The sequence below is a fragment of the Pseudomonas sp. PS01301 genome, from assembly GCF_029960215.1.
Lineage (GTDB): Bacteria > Pseudomonadota > Gammaproteobacteria > Pseudomonadales > Pseudomonadaceae > Aquipseudomonas > Aquipseudomonas coleopterorum.
The window spans coordinates 33,316-48,944 of record NZ_JASCPM010000035.1 but is presented as its reverse complement, the minus strand read 5'-3'; the positions used below and the strand labels follow the sequence as shown (position 1 = coordinate 48,944).

Below are 15,629 nucleotides of genomic sequence, written 5' to 3'. Positions count from 1 at the left end.
CGCGGCACCTGGGCCAGGGCCCGGTGCCGCCGGCTGCTATTGGGCCTGCAGCCACCGCTCAGTTGTCGGTCTGGATACGACCGATCACGGCGCCAGCTTCGAAGTAGTCACCGGCTTGCTGGCCGATCTGCACGCGGCCTGCACACGGCGCCAGCACCGAGGTCTCCATCTTCATCGCTTCCACCACGGCCACTACCTGCCCGCTGGAAACGTCGGCGCCGTCTTCCACCACCCAGGTGTGCAGGTTGCCCGCCACTGGAGTGAGCAGCGCCTGGGCGTCCACCTCTGCCGAAGCCGAAGCCGAAGCCTGTGCCTGGGCAGCGGGTGCCGCGTCCAGGCTCATGCCGCGCAGCAATGCAGCGGGCAGACCGAGCGCGTGGCGCTTGCCGTCGATCTCGACGAAGGTGCGCAGGATGTCCGCGTCGGCCTTGGGTTCGACCCGCGGCGCCAGGGTGATGGATTCGGCGAAGTCGGTTTCGATCCAGCGCGTGTGCACGGCGAAGCGCTCGGGACCGGTGAAATCCGCGTGATCCATCACGGCGCGGTGGAACGGCAGTACCGAGGCGATGCCTTCGATACTGAATTCGGCCAGGGCGCGTCGGGCGCGGGCAATGGCCTGCTCACGGGTGGCGCCGGTGACGATGAGCTTGGCCATCATCGAGTCGAAGTGGCTGGGCACGCTCGACCCGCTGACCACGCCACTGTCCAGGCGTACGCCGGGGCCGAACGGCGGAAGGAACTCACCGATCTGGCCAGGTGTGGGCAGAAAGCCCTTGCCCGGGTCTTCGGCGTTGATGCGGAATTCGAAGCTGTGGCCTCGCGGCACGGGCGTTTCGGTGAACGACAAGGGCAAGCCGTCGGCGATCCGCAGTTGCTCGATCACCAGGTCCACGCCTGTGGTTTCCTCGGTGACCGGGTGTTCGACCTGCAGGCGCGTGTTGACCTCCAGGAACGACAGGGTGCCATCCTGGCTGAGCAGGAACTCGACCGTACCGGCGCCGACGTACCCGGCCTTGGCGCAGATGTCGCGGGCCGCCTGGTGGATACGCTCGCGCTGCTGTTGCGTGATGAACGGCGCGGGCGCTTCTTCCACCAGCTTCTGGTTACGGCGCTGCAAGGAGCAGTCGCGCGTGCCCACGACCACGACCTGGCCGTGCCGGTCGGCCAGGATCTGCGCTTCGATGTGGCGCGGGCGGTCGAGAAACTGTTCGACGTAGCATTCGCCGCGGCCGAAGGCGGCCTCGGCCTCGCGCACCGCCGAGGCGAACAGTTCCGTCACCTCGTCCAGGCGCCAGGCGACTTTCATGCCGCGTCCGCCACCGCCGAACGCGGCCTTGATGGCGATGGGCAGGCCATGCTGCTCGGCGAAGGCCAGCACCTCGTCGGCGCTTTCCACCGGCCCCGGCGTACCGGCCACCAGAGGCGCACCCACGGCCTGGGCGATCTTGCGGGCTTCGACCTTGTCGCCCAGCACGTCGATGGTCTCGGGGTTGGGGCCGACCCAGATCAGCCCGGCCTCGATGACGGCGCGGGCGAAATCGGCCCGCTCGGAGAGGAACCCATAGCCGGGGTGCACGGCATCGGCGCCGCTGCGCTTGGCCACCGCCAGCAACTTCTCGATGTTCAGGTAGGTTTCGGCAGAGCGCTGGCCGTCGAGCCCATAGGCTTCGTCGGCGTGGCGTACATGCAGGGCGTCGATGTCGGCATCGGCGTACACCGCCACGCACTGCACGCCGTGGTCGCGGCAGGCACGGGCGATACGCACGGCGATCTCGCCGCGGTTGGCAATCAGGAGCTTTTTCATGGAAGTCGTTCCACATCGGCAGGTGAAGAAGGGGCAGGCGCGGTGGGGTGTAGCGCTTCGAAGGCGGCCACCGGGTTGAAGCGAATCCAGGCGTTGACCGGTATCTGTCCTGCCAGATCGAGATGGTAGTTGGCGACCACGGCGATCACCGGGTAGCCGCCGGTCAGCGGGTGGTCGGCGAGGAACAGCACCGGCTGGCCGCTGGCGGGTACCTGAATGGCGCCCACGGCGGTGCCTTCGCTGGGCAGCTCCTGGTGATTGCTGCGTTCCAGCGGCGTTTCACCGGCCAGGCGAATGCCGACGCGGTTGGACTGTGCGGTGACCTGCCACGGCTGGCTGCTCAGGCGCTCGATGGCGTCGGCGGTGAACCAGTCGCTGCGCGGGCCCATCAGCACATCGAGAGTGACGGTGTCGGCGGTTTTCGGCAGGGCAAACGCCGGGGCTTCACTGAGCGATACGCTGGTGCCGCCCGTTGGCGGCGTGAACCCCAAATGGTCGCCGGCGGCCAGGGCGGGCGGACCGACCTGGGCCAGGGTGTCGGTCGACAGGCTGCCGAGCACCGGCGTCACGTCGAAGCCCCCGCGGATCGCCAGGTAACTGCGCAGCCCGGCGCTGGGCGCACCCAGCGTAACGGTGTCGCCCGGCGCCAGTTCGATGGGCCGATAGTTGTCCACAGGCCATTGCAGGCCACTGGCGCTGGTAAGGATGACCGGGGTCTGTGCGCCGGTGACGGCGATCACCGCGTGGCCATGGCAGGTGAAGCGCAGGCCGCCGAGCACGGTTTCCACGCAGGCCATGTCCGAGCGGTTACCAACGGCGCGGTTGGCGGCGCGCAGGGCGCCCAGGTCCAGCGCGCCGGAGCGGGACACGCCCTGGCCGGTCTGGCCGATGCGCCCGGTGTCCTGCAGCACGCTGTGCAGGCCGGGGCTGAGAATCTGCAGGTACGCGCCGCTCGGCGGCAGGGCCGCGGCGGGCGCAGCCGGTGCGGGCAGGCCGCCTGCGGGCAGAGGCCCGGCATCGACGAAGCGGACCTTGTAACCGGGCCGCAACAGCGCCGGTTCGGCGCGCTCCAGGTCCCACATCTGCAAGGGCGTAACGCCGATGATCTGCCAGCCACCGGGGCTGGCCTTGGGGTAGATGCCACTGAATTCACCCGCCAGCGCCACGGCGCCCGCAGGGATGCGCGTGCGCGGCGTCTTCCGGCGCGGCACCTGGAATCCGGCGCCGCCGGTCAGGTAGCCGAATCCCGGGGCGAAGCCACAGAAGGCGACGCTGTAGTCGTCGGCGGTGTGGCGTCGGATCACTTCCTCGCGGCTGATCTGCAACAGCGCGGCGACCTCATCCAGGTCTTCGCCGTTGTAGTGCACCGGGATCTCCACCCGCCGCTGCTCGACGGCACGGCGCTGGCTGGCATCGCGCCGGGCGAGTTGATCGACCAGCGTCTGCCGAGTGATGGCGCTGGGTCGGAACTGGATCAGCAGCGTCCGCGCGGCCGGAATGATTTCTTCCACGCCGGCGATCGGCTCGGCGCTCAAGGCGTCGAACAGGGCCAGGGTCTGCTCGAGGTCGTCGAGCTCGACCATCAGGGTGTCCAGGTTGACCGGTAGAAAACGCACGGCAATCTCCTAGACGTGGTACGTGCTGTCAGGCACGTCGGTGATGAACATATGGCCGGGTGAATGGGTGATGGCGAACGGCACACCCGAGGCCATGACCGCTGCCTGGGGCGTGACCCCACAGGCCCAGAACACCGGCACTTCGCCCGGTTCGATGCGCACGGCGTCGCCGAAGTCGGGACGGGCCAGGTCGGCGACGCCCAGCAGCGCCGGGTCGCCCACGTGCACCGGCGCGCCATGCACCGAGGGATAGCGGGCGGTGATGGTGCAGGCTTCCGCCACACGGTCGGCGCGGATCGGGCGCATGGACACCACCATGTCACCGCGCAGCCGCCCGGCGGGGCGGCAGGCACGGTTGCTCAGGTACATCGGCACGTTGCTGCCATCGGCGATGTGCCGGACTTCGATGCCCGCTTCCTGCAACGCGGTTTCGAAGGTGAAGCTGCAACCGATGAGAAAGGTCACCATGTCGTCGTGCTCGGCCCAGGCGTGGCGGGCGTCGCTGATCTCTTCGACCAATTGGCCGTTGCGCCAGACACGGTACAGCGGCAGATCGGTACGCAGGTCTGCGCCCTCGGCCAGTACGGTGTGCGGGCTGCCGGCATCGGTGACGTCGAGGATCGGACAGGCTTTCGGATTGCGCTGGGCGTACAGCAGAAAATCGTAGGCCCAGTCGCGGGGCAGGGCGATCAGGTTGGCCTGGGTCATGCCTGGGGCGATGCCAGCGGAAGGCGCTACCCGCCCGCCGCGGTAGTCGGCGCGGGCTGCCCGAGCGGCCTCGATGGCGCTCTTCGCTGCGCGTTCGAGTGCGCTCATGGTCGGCCTCCGGCAAACGGCTGCAGTTGCATGTTCGCCTGCTCCAGCACGCGCCGCAGTTCGCGGGCCATGGCCACGGCGGCCGGGCTGTCGCCGTGCACGCAGATGGAATCGGCCTGGATGCGGGTGATGCTGCCGTCGATGGCCTCCAGGGTGCCTTCCTCGACCAGGCGCAGCATGCGTTGGCCGATGAGTTGCGGATCGTGCAGCACGGCACCGGGCTCGCGACGCGACACCAAGGTGCCTTCAGGCGTGTAGGCGCGATCGGCGAAGGCTTCGGCGACGCATGTCAGGCCTTCTTCACGGGCCAGTTCGATCAGGCTCGAACCGGCCAGGGCCACCAGTACCAGGCCAGGGTCGACCGCGCGGATCGCGGCGATCACGGCCAGCCCCTGGCGGCGATCGTGGGCGATGGTGTTGTACAGCGCGCCATGGGGCTTGACGTAGCTGACGCAGGTGCCCGCGGCCTGGGCCAGGCCCTGCAGCGCGCCGATCTGGTAGATGACGTCGGCGGTCAGCTCGTCGCTGGCCACGTCCATGTTGCGGCGACCGAAACCGACCTTGTCCGGGTAGGACACATGGGCGCCGATGCTGACCTGCCTGGCCGCAGCCGCCTTGAGGGTGCGCAGGATGCCGGCCGGATCGCCCGCATGGAAGCCGCAGGCGACGTTGGCGCTGGTCACGATGTCGAGCATGGCGTCGTCGTCGCCCATGCTCCAGGCGCCGAAGCTTTCACCCAGGTCGCTGTTGATATCTATGCTTGGCATTGGGGAGATTCCTTGTAGTTGTTCTGGCTCATACGACCTTGAGGAAGGCGAAGATTGGTCCGACCGACTTGATCGCCATGTACCAGGTGAGCAGGCAGGTCAATACACCCAGCACCAGCAGCCAGCGAGGATAATGGTAGCCGTCCATGAGGTCCGACCGGCGCCAGCCGACGTAGATAAAGATACTCAGCCCGATGGGCAGGATCAGACCGTTGAAACCGCCGGCGAAGAGCAGCAATGCGGCAGGCGGCGTACCCATCAGGACAAAGACGAGCAGCGACACGCCGATGAAAATGGTGGTGGCGCGGTTGCGCGCCTTCTCGCTGATGTTGGGCGAGAACACGGTGATGAACGAGATCGAGGTGTATGCCGCGCCGATTACGCTCGTAATGGCAGCCGCCCACAGGATCAAGCCGAAAATACGCAGGCCGAATTCACCTGCGGTGGCCTGAAAAGCCTGAGCCGCCGGATTGGCACCCTGGCCCGAGATGTCGATGACCACGCCACTGGCAACCACCCCGAGAATGGCGAGAAACAGGATGTAGCGCATCAGGCCGGTCACCAGGATGCCGCTCAGGGCAGCCTTGTTCACCGCCTGCAGGTTCTCGATCCCCGTAGTGCCACGGTCCAGCAGACGATGCGCACCGGCGTAGGTGATGTAACCACCTACCGTGCCGCCGACGATGGTGGTGATGATGGCAAAATCCACCGTCTCGGGCAGGATGGTCTGGTACAGCGCCTGACCCAGCGGCGGGTTCGAGGCAAAGGCAACGAACAGGGTCATGCCGATCATCACCAGGCCCAGCACGACGATGATACGGTCCACTGCCAGGCCAGCGCGGTGAGACATGAAGATACCGATGGCCAGCAACGCGCTCAGGGCGCCGCCCCATTTCGGATCCAGCCCGAGCAGCGCATTCAGGCCCAGCCCGGCCCCGGCAATGTTGCCAACGTTGAACACCACGCCGCCGAAAATGACCAGTACCGCCAGCAGGTAGCCGCTGCCTGGAATCGCTTTGTTGGCTACGTCGGCCGCCCGCATGCGCGTCAGTGTGACGATACGCCAGATATTCAACTGGACCACGAAGTCGATGAGAATCGAAGCCAGGATGCCGAACGCGAACGCCGCGCCCATCTTGGCCGTGAAGGTCGCGGTCTGGGTAATGAAGCCTGGGCCGATGGCCGAAGTGGCCATCATGAAGATCGCGGCAATCAGGGAAGAGCGACGCGCCTTGGTGAAGTCCTTGGCGGTCTGTGTCACGGCTGTGTGTGTCACGGCATCGTTCCTGCGATGGGGGATGCAGGTGGTAGAGCAATCAGCATGCCAACGCCATGATAAAAGGCCAAGAGTGTTGATCTGCATGATGTTGATTGTTCAACAATAAATATATGCATGACCCACAATATGCACCACTTTGTAACGCTTTCGGGTGTCGCTGTTACTTAATGATGCACCGAGGCCGCATGGGTCTTGCTTGCGACCGGCCTGTGATGGAACATCGCCGGGACTCTTTTCCACCAGGACCGAACATGAACGACACCTCGCTGTGCCCCCCTCGTTCGCTGGGTGAATCCATTACCCAGGAGATTCGCAGAATGCTGGTGGAAGGCGAGTTGGTTCCCGGCCAGCGCCTGTCCGAGGCCGCGCTGGCGGAAACCCTGCAGATCTCGCGCAACACCTTGCGCGAGGCCTTCAGGGGCCTGACCCGTGAGGGTTTGCTCAAGCACGAGCCGAACCGGGGGGTGACCGTGGCGGTGCCGGACATGGCGTCGATCATCGACATCTACCGGGTCCGCCGTTTCATCGAGTGCCAGGCCCTTGCCCAGGGCTATCCGCTGCACCCCGGCACCGTGCGCATGCGCGAAGCGGTCGCCATGGGCCAGCAGGCCAGCGAGGCGAAGGACTGGAAAGCCGTGGGCACGGCCAACATGATGTTCCACAAGGCGGTGGTGGAGTTGGCCGACAGCCCCCGATTGGAGGCGTTCTACGCGCAGATCTCGGCCGAATTGCGATTGGCCTTCGGCCTGCTCGATGACCCGCGGTTTCTGCACATGCCCTACCTGGACATGAACGGCTCCATCCTGCACTGCCTGGAAGAGGGGCGTGCCGAGGAGGCCACGCAGTTGCTCGAAGCGTACCTGGTGCGCTCGGAACGCACCGTGCTCGCGGCCTACGAGCGCAGCACCCGACGCTAGCGTGCAGCGGGGTAGCACGTCCGCTCGCAAGTCCGGATGCGCCGTTGGTCTTGCCGTGAAAACTCCCTTGTGACCTCGCGTTCGAAATGTGCGGGAAGGTGCCCGTGAGCTCGGAATCGAACCGGGGCGGGCGGTATCGGCAAGGAATCAGCAATGAAAGAGATCCTCCAACTTGAAAGTGCGCGACTGATCCTGCGTCAGTGGCGTGACAGCGATTTGCCCGCGTTTGCCGACCTGTGCGCGGATCCGCGGGTCATGCGTTATTTTCCCGAAACCCTGGGGCGTTTGCAGAGCGCCGAAGTGATCGGTCGCGCACGCGGTCATTTCGCCGAATTGGGCTATGGCCTGTGGGCGCTGGAGCGCAAGGACAGCGGGCAGTTCATCGGCTTCACCGGATTGGGGCAGGTGGGCTTCGACGCGCCCTTCGCGCCGGCCACCGAGATCGGCTGGCGCCTGGCCTATGAGCACTGGGGCCTGGGTTTCGCCAGCGAAGCGGCCTGGACCTGCCTGGCTTGCGCCTTCGACAGGCTGGGGCTGGAAGAGGTCGTGGCGTTCACCGCGGTGGCGAACGCGTCGTCGGAAAAGGTGATGCAGTCCATCGGTATGCAGCGCGATGTGGAGGGTGATTTCGACCATCCGAACCTGCCGGGGCACGAGTTGCAGCGGCACATGCTGTACCGCATCACCAAGCCCCAGTGGCAGCACAACCGGTAGGAGCGGCCAGTGGCCGCGAAGGGCGCGCTGCGGTGTGCCAGATGTACCGTGTCGCGTTTTCGCGGCCGATGACCGCTCCTACAGGTGTTCGCGGCGTGGCTGTCCGCTATCATTGCGCCCATTTGGTTCTGCCTATTTGGGTAATGCCTGTGCCGAGGAGTTTTGAATGAGCCATGTGTTGGACGATCTGGTCGAGCTGTTGAGCCTGGAACCCATCGAAGAAAACCTGTTTCGCGGCCGCAGCCAGGACCTGGGCTTTCGGCAGCTGTTCGGCGGCCAGGTACTCGGCCAATCACTGTCGGCTGCCAGCCAGACGGTCGAGCCCGATCGCCACGTGCACTCCCTGCATGGCTACTTCCTGCGCCCCGGCGATGCGCAATTACCTGTGGTGTACATGGTCGACAGGGTGCGTGACGGGGGCAGCTTCAGCACCCGGCGCGTCACGGCGGTGCAGAAGGGCCAGCCCATCTTCACCGGTACCACCTCGTTCCAGTACGACGAAGAGGGCTTCGCCCATCAGAGCGCGATGCCTAACGTGGTCGGCCCGGAAAACCTGCCCACCGAGCTTGAGCTGATGCAGCAGGTCGCCCATCTGATCCCTGCGCACATGCGCGACAAGCTGCTGTGCGCCAAACCCATCGAGATGCGTCCGGTGGCCGAGCGTGACCCGTACAATCCATCGCCAACCGACCCGATCAAGTACATCTGGTTTCGCGCCGACGGCGCCCTGGCGCAGACCCCGGCGTTGCACAAGTACGTCATGGCCTATGCCTCCGACTTCAACCTGCTGACCACCTCGCTGCTGCCCCACGGTAAATCGGTCTGGCACCGCGACATGCAGATCGCCAGCCTCGACCATTCGCTGTGGTTCCATGGCAACCTGGTCGCCGACGACTGGCTGCTGTATGCCCTGGACAGCCCCTGGGCGGGCAACGCACGGGGCTTTGCCCGCGGCAGCGTGTACAACCGCGCCGGCCAATTGGTGGCGTCCTCGGCCCAGGAAGGTCTGATCCGTCATCGGCAGGACTGGTCATGAGCCTGGCCCACGTCCGTCACTGGGTGTTCGATCTGGACGGCACCCTGACCGTGGCCGTGCACGACTTCGCTGCCATTCGCCGTCATCTGCAAATTCCGCCCGAGGCCGACATCCTCAGCCACCTGGCTGCCTTGCCGGCCCACGAGTCGAAAGCCAAGCACGTCTGGTTGCTCGAACACGAGCGCGCCCTGGCCGTGGCCTCGACGGCGGCGCCTGGAGCGGTGGAGCTGGTGCGTGAGCTGGCCGGTCGTGGTCATCGCCTGGGGATTCTCACCCGCAATGCGCGGGAGCTGGCGCATATCAGCCTGCAAGCAATCGGCATCGCCGACTGTTTCCAGCCGAATGACGTGCTGGGCCGCGACGAAGCCGCGCACAAGCCAGACCCGGCCGGTCTGCTGCACCTGGCCGGCGCCTGGCGCGTGCGTCATCCGGACATGGTCATGGTGGGTGATCATCAAATGGATCTGCAGGCAGGCCGAGCGGCCGGTACCGCCACGGTGCTGGTGAACCAGCCGGAGAACCTCTGGCCGGAACTGGCGGACTGGCATGCGTTGGATTGCACGCACCTGCGCAACCTGATCTGAATCGCCCGCCGCCCGCGTAAGCGGGTGGCGAGCATCAATACGTTCAGAGGCCCTTGAAAATCAGAGACTCTTGGCGCCGAACGTATCGCACTGGTCGATCTGACCCTGAGCAAACCCGGCCTTGAACCAGCGCACGCGCTGCGCCGAGGTGCCGTGGGTGAACGAGTCAGGCACCACACGTCCCTGGCCCTGCTGTTGCAGGCGGTCGTCACCGATGGCGTTGGCCGCGTTCAGGGCTTCTTCGATGTCACCCGGCTCCAGCCAGTTCAGACGCTTCTGCCCGTTGAACGCCCAGACCCCGGCGAAGCAGTCGGCCTGCAGTTCCTGACGCACCAGCAAACCGTTGGCGCCTTCCATGCGCTGGCCACTCTGGCGCGCCTGCTGAACCTGGTCCGATACGCCCAGCAAGGTCTGCACGTGATGGCCCACCTCGTGCGCGATCACATAGGCCTGGGCGAAATCACCCGCGGCACCGAAGCGCTGCGACATCTCGCGGAAGAATGCCATGTCCAGGTACACCTGCTGGTCGGCCGGGCAGTAGAACGGTCCGCTGGCCGCCGTGGCGTGGCCGCAGGCCGACTGCACCTGGCCGCTGAACAGCACCAGTTTCGGTTCTTTGTAAGTCTGCCCGCCCTGTTGGAAGATCTGCTTCCAGGTGTCCTCGGTGTCGCCCAGTACCGTGCTGACGAATTCGGCCTGCTCGTCATTGGCCGGTGGCGCCTTGCGCTGGCTGGTGTCTACCGGCGCCGCCTGCTGGCTCTGGCCGGTCAGCTCGCCGAGGATCTGCATGGGGTCCTGGCCGGTCAGCAGGCCGAAGCCGACGATCAGCACCACTGCGGTCAGGCTCAGGCCCTTGCCGCCCATGCGCATCCCGCCGCCGCCACTGCCGCCACCGTCACCGCGGGCATCCACGACGTTATCGCTGCGTCGGCCTTTCTTCCATAACATGGCAAAATCCTCATTCAATTCATGCATAACCATTCGGGTATGCCTGTGACCGTGTTTTTCAATATTCGTTGTCGACCATTTCCTTGAGACTAGTCCGAAGCCTGGAAACAGGTCCTCTATAAATCGAATAACAGGAGAACGGCATGTCTTCCCAAGACAGCAGTCGCTTCATCATCCGTGATCGCAACTGGCACCCCAAAGCCCTGACGCCGGACTACAAGACCTCGACCATGCGCTCGCCCCGCCAGGCGCTGGTGAGCATTCCGCAGTCGGTCAGTGAAAACACCGGCCCCAATTTCGCCCATCTCAAGTTCGGCGAGTTCGACAACGACCTGCTGCTCAACTACAACCATGGCGGCTTGCCGATCGGCGAGCGGATCATCCTGGCCGGGCGCGTCTGCGACCAGTTCGGCAAGCCCATTCCCAATACCTTGGTGGAAATGTGGCAGGCCAACGCCGGTGGCCGTTATCGGCACAAGAACGACCGTTACCTGGCGCCCCTGGACCCCAACTTCGGTGGCGTCGGCCGTACGCTGACCGACAGCGACGGCTACTACAGTTTCCGTACCATCAAGCCGGGTCCGTACCCATGGCGCAACGGGCCGAACGACTGGCGCCCGGCCCACGTGCATTTCTCCATCAGTGGCCCGTCGATCGCCACCAAGCTGATCACCCAGCTGTATTTCGAAGGCGACCCGCTGATTCCGATGTGCCCCATCGTCAAGTCGATCAACGACCCCGAGGCGGTGCAGAGCCTGATCGCCAGGCTGGACATGGCCAACGCCAATCCGATGGATTGCCTGGCCTACCGTTTCGACATCGTGTTGCGCGGCCAGCGCAAGACTCACTTCGAAAACCGCTGAGGGGGAACCGACATGCCTATCGAACTGCTGAAAGAAACCCCTTCACAAACGGCCGGACCTTACGTCCACATCGGCCTGGCCCTGGCGGCAGCCGGCATCGAGCCGCGCGAGCATGAAATCTGGAACCAGATGGCCAAGCCCGAAGCGCCGGGCGAGCACATCCTGCTGCTGGGCAATGTCTACGACGGCAACGGTCACCTGGTGCGTGACTCGTTTCTGGAGCTGTGGCAGGCCGACCATCAGGGCCACTACCACATCGATTTCGACCAGGACAAACCCTTCAAAAGCTTCGGCCGCACCGCCACCACCTTCGACGCCGGTGAATGGACCGTGCAAACGATCAAGCCGGGCGTGGTGAACAACGCCGCCGGTGTGCCGATGGCGCCGCACATCAACATCAGCCTGTTCGCCCGTGGGGTGAACATTCACCTGCACACGCGGCTGTATTTCAGCGACGAGGCCGAAGCCAATGCCAAGGACCCGGTGCTGAACCTGATCGAACAGCCGGCGCGGCGCGAGACGCTGGTGGCGACTCGCTGCGAGGTGGATGGCAAGCTGGCCTACCGCTTCGATATGCGCATTCAGGGGGAAGGGGAGACGGTGTTTTTCGATTTCTGATCCAGATACTGCGGTGCTCCCTTCGCGGGCAGAGGGCTCGCCGCCCGCCCCGCTCCCACATGAGGTCGCATGTCTTATGTGGGAGCGGGCTCTGCCCGCGAAGGGGTCACTGCGGTTCAGCGTCCCACCTCAATCCCACTCAGGCGCAAAATCCGGGCTCACCAACCGCTGATCCTTGGGCAACGCCGCAATGATCCGGCGATCTTCATCGTCCAACTGCACCTTCAATGCATCCAGGTTGCTCTGCTGGTTGGCCTTGCTGGCCGCCTTCGGGATCGCGGCGACATTGTCCTGATCCAGCAACCACTTCAACGCCACCTGGGTCGGCAGCACGCCATGCTTTTTGGCAATCGCCTGTAGCTCGGGAATCTGCGACACCTTGTTGCGCACCAGAGGGCTGTAGGCGGTCAGCGCCATGTCGTGCTGGCGGGCGTAGTCGAGCAGGGCGCTTTGGTCCAAGGTCACATGATATTCAACCTGGATGGCCGCCAACGGTGCGTTCAACTCCTCGACCACATGGCGCAGCAGTGGCAGGGGGAAGTTGGCCACGCCGATGTTCAACGCACGGCCGTCCTGCTTGAACGACACCAGGGTCTCGATGGCTGCTTTCACATCCCAGCCCTCCTGGCCGGGCCAGTGGATCAGGAACAGGTCGATGTAGTCGCTTTGCAGCGCATTCAGACTGTTCTGGAACGATTCGCGCATGGCGTCGGGCGCCAGCTTGTCCCACCAGACCTTGCTGGTGACATGAATGTCGCCGCGCGGCACGCCGGATTCGGTCAGGCCGCGGCCCACGGCGGCTTCGTTGTTGTAGCCGGCAGCGGTGTCGATGTGCCGGTAGCCCAGTTCCAGTGCCTGGATCACGGCCGAGGTGCATTCCTCGTCGAGCATCGGCCAGGTGCCCAGGCCCAGTTTCGGCATCTTCAACTGTTGGGCGTTGGTGATGAGTTGCATGTCGATCTCCTTCTCTACTGGCGGTTATTGTCGTGTGTCGCTCCGGCCATGTGTCGCGCGGCAATGTAGCCGAAGGTGGCGGCAGGGCCCAGGTTGATGCCCCCGGCCGGGTAATGGCCGCCCATGATGCTGGCCATGTCGCTGCCGGCGGCGTACAGCCCGGCAATCGGCAGGCCCTGGCGATCGAGCACCTGTGCGTGCTCATTGGTCTTGAGCCCGGCGAAGGTGCCGAAGCTGCCTGCTTCAACCTTGACCGCATAGAAGGGCCCCTGTTCGATCGGCGCCACGCACGGATTGGGTTGGTGCAGGGCATCACCCTGTTTGCGGTTGTAGGCGCTGCCGCCGCGGCCGAATGCCGGGTCCTGCCCCAGCCGCGCGTGCCGGTTGAAGTCGTCCACCGTGCGGCGCAGCCCTTGCGGGTCGATGCCGCAGGCGCTGGCCAGCGCTTCCAGCGTGTCGCCGACTTTCAGGTAGCCGCTGTCCAGATGCGGTTTGATCGGCAGGGGAAAGGGCCGCGAGATGCCCAATCCGTAGCGGCGCTGGAAGCGATGACTGCAGATCAGCCAGGAGGCGACTTCGCTGCCGGGCGCATGCTCGACCATCGCCTTGACGTAATCGTAGTAACCGTCCGCTTCGTTGACGAAGCGCTCGCCGTTGGCCAGCACGCCGATGATGCCGGGCTTGGCACGTTCGATGATGTGCGGGAAATGGCCGACGCTGCCATCGGGGTAGGGCACGCGCGAGACCGGGCACCAGGCCGCGGCCGAGGCCAGCTCGCTGGCCACTTCGCCGCCGGCGGCTTCCCCCAGGCGCAGGCCGTCGCCGTTGACGCCCTGCGGTGGCAGGGCCAGGTGTTCGTGGCCGGTGGGTGTTCGCGGAAACAGCGTCCGCCGTCGCTCGATATCGTTGGCGAAACCGCCGGTGGCCAGCATCACGGCCTTGCGTGCGTGGATCACGACCTCGCCCCTGGCCGTCTCGACCACGGCACCGCAGACCCGCGAACCTTGCATCGACAGCCGTCGAACCGGCGCCGACTCCCACAGCAGTACGCCCAGATCATCGGCCGACTTGGCCAGCCGCGCCACCAGCGCTACACCGTTACGCAGTTGCATGGCGCGTCCGTGCCAGGCCAGGTCGAACAGATGTCGGCCCACTCGCTGGCTGACGTGCAGCAGCGAACGCCATGACCGGGTCAGCGTAAGAAAGGCGCTCAGGTCGGCCCCTGCCATGATCGGCATGCCCAGGAAGGAGGTTTCACGCATCGTTGTGCGCAGGCGCTTGAGCAGCTTCGTGCCCAGTTCGCGTGCGTCGTAGGGCGCCGCGATGACCGAGCGGCCACCGGTGCCGGCGCCCGGCGTATCACCATGGATGTCGGCGATGGCATTGCCATCGGCGAATTGCAGGCGGGTGTGTTTCTCGAAGAACGCGACCATCTTCGGGGCGGCTTCGAGAAAGGCATCGACCCGCGCCGGATCGAAGTGCACCCCCAGTTCATGTTGCAGGTAGGTGCGCGGCAGGGCTGGATCTTCATCGATGCCGGCGCGCCGTGCCAGCGGATTGCGCGGCACCCACATCCAGCCACCCGACCAGGCGGTTGCGCCGCCGAAGGTGCTGTCCTTTTCCACCACGATCACGCGCAACCCGTGGTAGGCGGCGGTGACGGCAGTGGCCAGGCCCGCGGCTCCCGAGCCGATCACCAGCACGTCGCACTCCACCGGGGTCGTTACGCAGTCGGGCGCAGGCATGGGATGAATCTCCAAGAAGCAGGTGGGTTGAATTATGATTTTATAGAACCTGGTTCCATATTCTATGGATTGCCGACCGGATCGCCAAGTGTAGAATCGGCGAAATTTTTTCATTCGTTCCAACTTCACGAGACCCCATCATGGCCGGCAGTCAGATCGAACGGGCGCTCAGCCTGCTTGAGAGCCTTACCAACGAGCCTCGCGGCCAAGCCCTGCAAACCCTTGCCGAGCAGTTGGGCATGCCCAAGAGTGCAGCCCATCGCATGCTGTCCGAACTGGGTCGGCTGGGGTATGTGCGGCAGAACGCCGAGACCTTGCGCTATCACTTGTCGACCAAGCTGGTCGCGCTGGGCTTCCAGTACCTGTCGGGCAGCGGCGCCGACATCGTTCAGCCGATCCTCGACCGGCTGGCCCAGGACACCGGCGAGCTGGTGCGCCTCGGCTTGATCGAAGGCGACCGGCAAACCTGGATCGCCAAATCCCAGGGCGCCCGTTCCGGCTTGCGCTACGACCCGGAAATGGGTCGGGATGCGCCCCTGTTCTACACCGCCTCCGGACATGCCTGGCTGGCCTCCCTCAGTGATGCCAAGGCATTGGCCCTGGTGGAGCAGCAAGGCATTGCCAGCCGTGACGATTTCGGACCGAACGCTCCGCGTTCCAACGCCGATCTGCTCGAACGCCTGCGGGTGGCTCGCGAGGCCGGTTATGCCTGGGTGGTTGAAAGTTCGGCGCTGGGCACGTCGGCCCTGGCTGCCGTGATCCGGCATCCGCGCGACGCTCATGTGGTGGGTGTACTGAGCGTCGCCGGCCCCAGCGCGCGCTTGTCCGAGGCGCGCATGCATGAGTTGGCCGCGGACTTGTTGGCTGCTGCGCAGGAGTTGTCTCAGGTCAGCGTGGCGTCGGAGCTGTTCAGCTGAGTGTAGAGACAAGAGGTAACACCGCTATCCGTGGAGTCGCCTGCGCGATTG

The 15,629-nt window shown here is 65.2% G+C and carries 15 protein-coding genes; 7 read left to right on the top strand and 8 right to left on the bottom strand.

Annotation, left to right across the window (positions count from 1 at the left end):
* Window positions 1-58 precede the first annotated feature (58 nt).
* The 5 genes from QMX89_RS17040 to QMX89_RS17020 are packed head-to-tail and all read right to left on the bottom strand — an operon-like array spanning window position 59 to window position 6,264.
* The gene (locus QMX89_RS17040) at window positions 59-1,804 is read right to left on the bottom strand and encodes a biotin carboxylase N-terminal domain-containing protein (protein WP_282349106.1); all 1,746 of its coding nucleotides are present in this window, start codon (window positions 1,802-1,804) and stop codon (window positions 59-61) included.
* Window positions 1,801-3,420: a 5-oxoprolinase/urea amidolyase family protein gene (locus QMX89_RS17035; protein WP_282349105.1), complete on the bottom strand. Its 1,620-nt coding sequence runs from the start codon at window positions 3,418-3,420 to the stop codon at window positions 1,801-1,803. The genes QMX89_RS17040 and QMX89_RS17035 overlap by 4 nt, the downstream gene beginning before the upstream one ends.
* 9 nt (window positions 3,421-3,429) lie before the next feature.
* On the bottom strand, window positions 3,430-4,236 hold the full coding sequence (locus QMX89_RS17030) for a putative hydro-lyase (RefSeq protein WP_282349103.1): 807 nt from the start codon (window positions 4,234-4,236) through the stop codon (window positions 3,430-3,432).
* Window positions 4,233-5,003 (bottom strand): 5-oxoprolinase subunit PxpA, encoded by a 771-nt coding sequence (locus QMX89_RS17025; RefSeq protein ID WP_282349102.1) that lies wholly within the window; start codon window positions 5,001-5,003, stop codon window positions 4,233-4,235. Before QMX89_RS17025 ends, QMX89_RS17030 begins: the two co-directional genes overlap by 4 nt.
* Window positions 5,004-5,031: 28 nt before the next feature.
* Window positions 5,032-6,264 (bottom strand): NRAMP family divalent metal transporter, encoded by a 1,233-nt coding sequence (locus QMX89_RS17020; protein WP_090362396.1) that lies wholly within the window; start codon window positions 6,262-6,264, stop codon window positions 5,032-5,034.
* A gap of 269 nt (window positions 6,265-6,533) precedes the next feature.
* Between QMX89_RS17020 and QMX89_RS17015 the strand changes: the two genes are divergently transcribed.
* From QMX89_RS17015 to QMX89_RS17000, 4 genes are all read left to right on the top strand, one after another.
* On the top strand, window positions 6,534-7,199 hold the full coding sequence (locus tag QMX89_RS17015) for a GntR family transcriptional regulator (protein WP_049860897.1): 666 nt from the start codon (window positions 6,534-6,536) through the stop codon (window positions 7,197-7,199).
* 153 nt (window positions 7,200-7,352) lie between these two features.
* Complete coding sequence (locus tag QMX89_RS17010) at window positions 7,353-7,913, top strand: GNAT family N-acetyltransferase (RefSeq protein WP_282349100.1); 561 nt, start codon at window positions 7,353-7,355, stop codon at window positions 7,911-7,913.
* Window positions 7,914-8,079: 166 nt separating this feature from the next.
* Entirely contained in the window at window positions 8,080-8,949 is an 870-nt protein-coding gene (gene tesB, locus QMX89_RS17005) for an acyl-CoA thioesterase II (protein WP_049860899.1), read from the top strand.
* On the top strand, window positions 8,946-9,533 hold the full coding sequence (locus QMX89_RS17000; RefSeq protein WP_282349099.1) for an HAD family hydrolase: 588 nt from the start codon (window positions 8,946-8,948) through the stop codon (window positions 9,531-9,533). The genes tesB and QMX89_RS17000 overlap by 4 nt, the downstream gene beginning before the upstream one ends.
* 60 nt (window positions 9,534-9,593) lie before the next feature.
* Here the strand turns inward: QMX89_RS17000 and QMX89_RS16995 are convergent, their stop codons facing one another.
* Window positions 9,594-10,481, bottom strand: coding sequence for a neutral zinc metallopeptidase (locus tag QMX89_RS16995; RefSeq protein WP_049860901.1), 888 nt, complete (start codon window positions 10,479-10,481; stop codon window positions 9,594-9,596).
* Window positions 10,482-10,624: 143 nt separating this feature from the next.
* Here QMX89_RS16995 and pcaH point away from each other — a divergent pair, with 143 nt between their 5' ends.
* Both pcaH and pcaG read left to right on the top strand, forming a co-directional pair.
* Entirely contained in the window at window positions 10,625-11,344 is a 720-nt protein-coding gene (gene pcaH / locus QMX89_RS16990; protein ID WP_282349097.1) for a protocatechuate 3,4-dioxygenase subunit beta, read from the top strand.
* A gap of 12 nt (window positions 11,345-11,356) precedes the next feature.
* A complete protein-coding gene (gene pcaG / locus QMX89_RS16985) occupies window positions 11,357-11,962 on the top strand; it encodes a protocatechuate 3,4-dioxygenase subunit alpha (RefSeq protein ID WP_282349095.1) in 606 nt (201 codons plus the stop codon).
* 129 nt (window positions 11,963-12,091) lie between these two features.
* Here pcaG and QMX89_RS16980 read toward each other — a convergent pair whose 3' ends face one another.
* Complete coding sequence (locus QMX89_RS16980) at window positions 12,092-12,916, bottom strand: aldo/keto reductase (RefSeq protein WP_049860903.1); 825 nt, start codon at window positions 12,914-12,916, stop codon at window positions 12,092-12,094.
* 14 nt (window positions 12,917-12,930) lie between these two features.
* Window positions 12,931-14,661, bottom strand: a complete 1,731-nt coding sequence (locus QMX89_RS16975; RefSeq protein ID WP_282349094.1) for an FAD-dependent oxidoreductase — start codon at window positions 14,659-14,661, stop codon at window positions 12,931-12,933.
* Between the two features lie 140 nt (window positions 14,662-14,801).
* Here QMX89_RS16975 and QMX89_RS16970 point away from each other — a divergent pair, with 140 nt between their 5' ends.
* On the top strand, window positions 14,802-15,578 hold the full coding sequence (locus tag QMX89_RS16970; protein ID WP_282349093.1) for an IclR family transcriptional regulator: 777 nt from the start codon (window positions 14,802-14,804) through the stop codon (window positions 15,576-15,578).
* Window positions 15,579-15,629 lie beyond the last annotated feature (51 nt).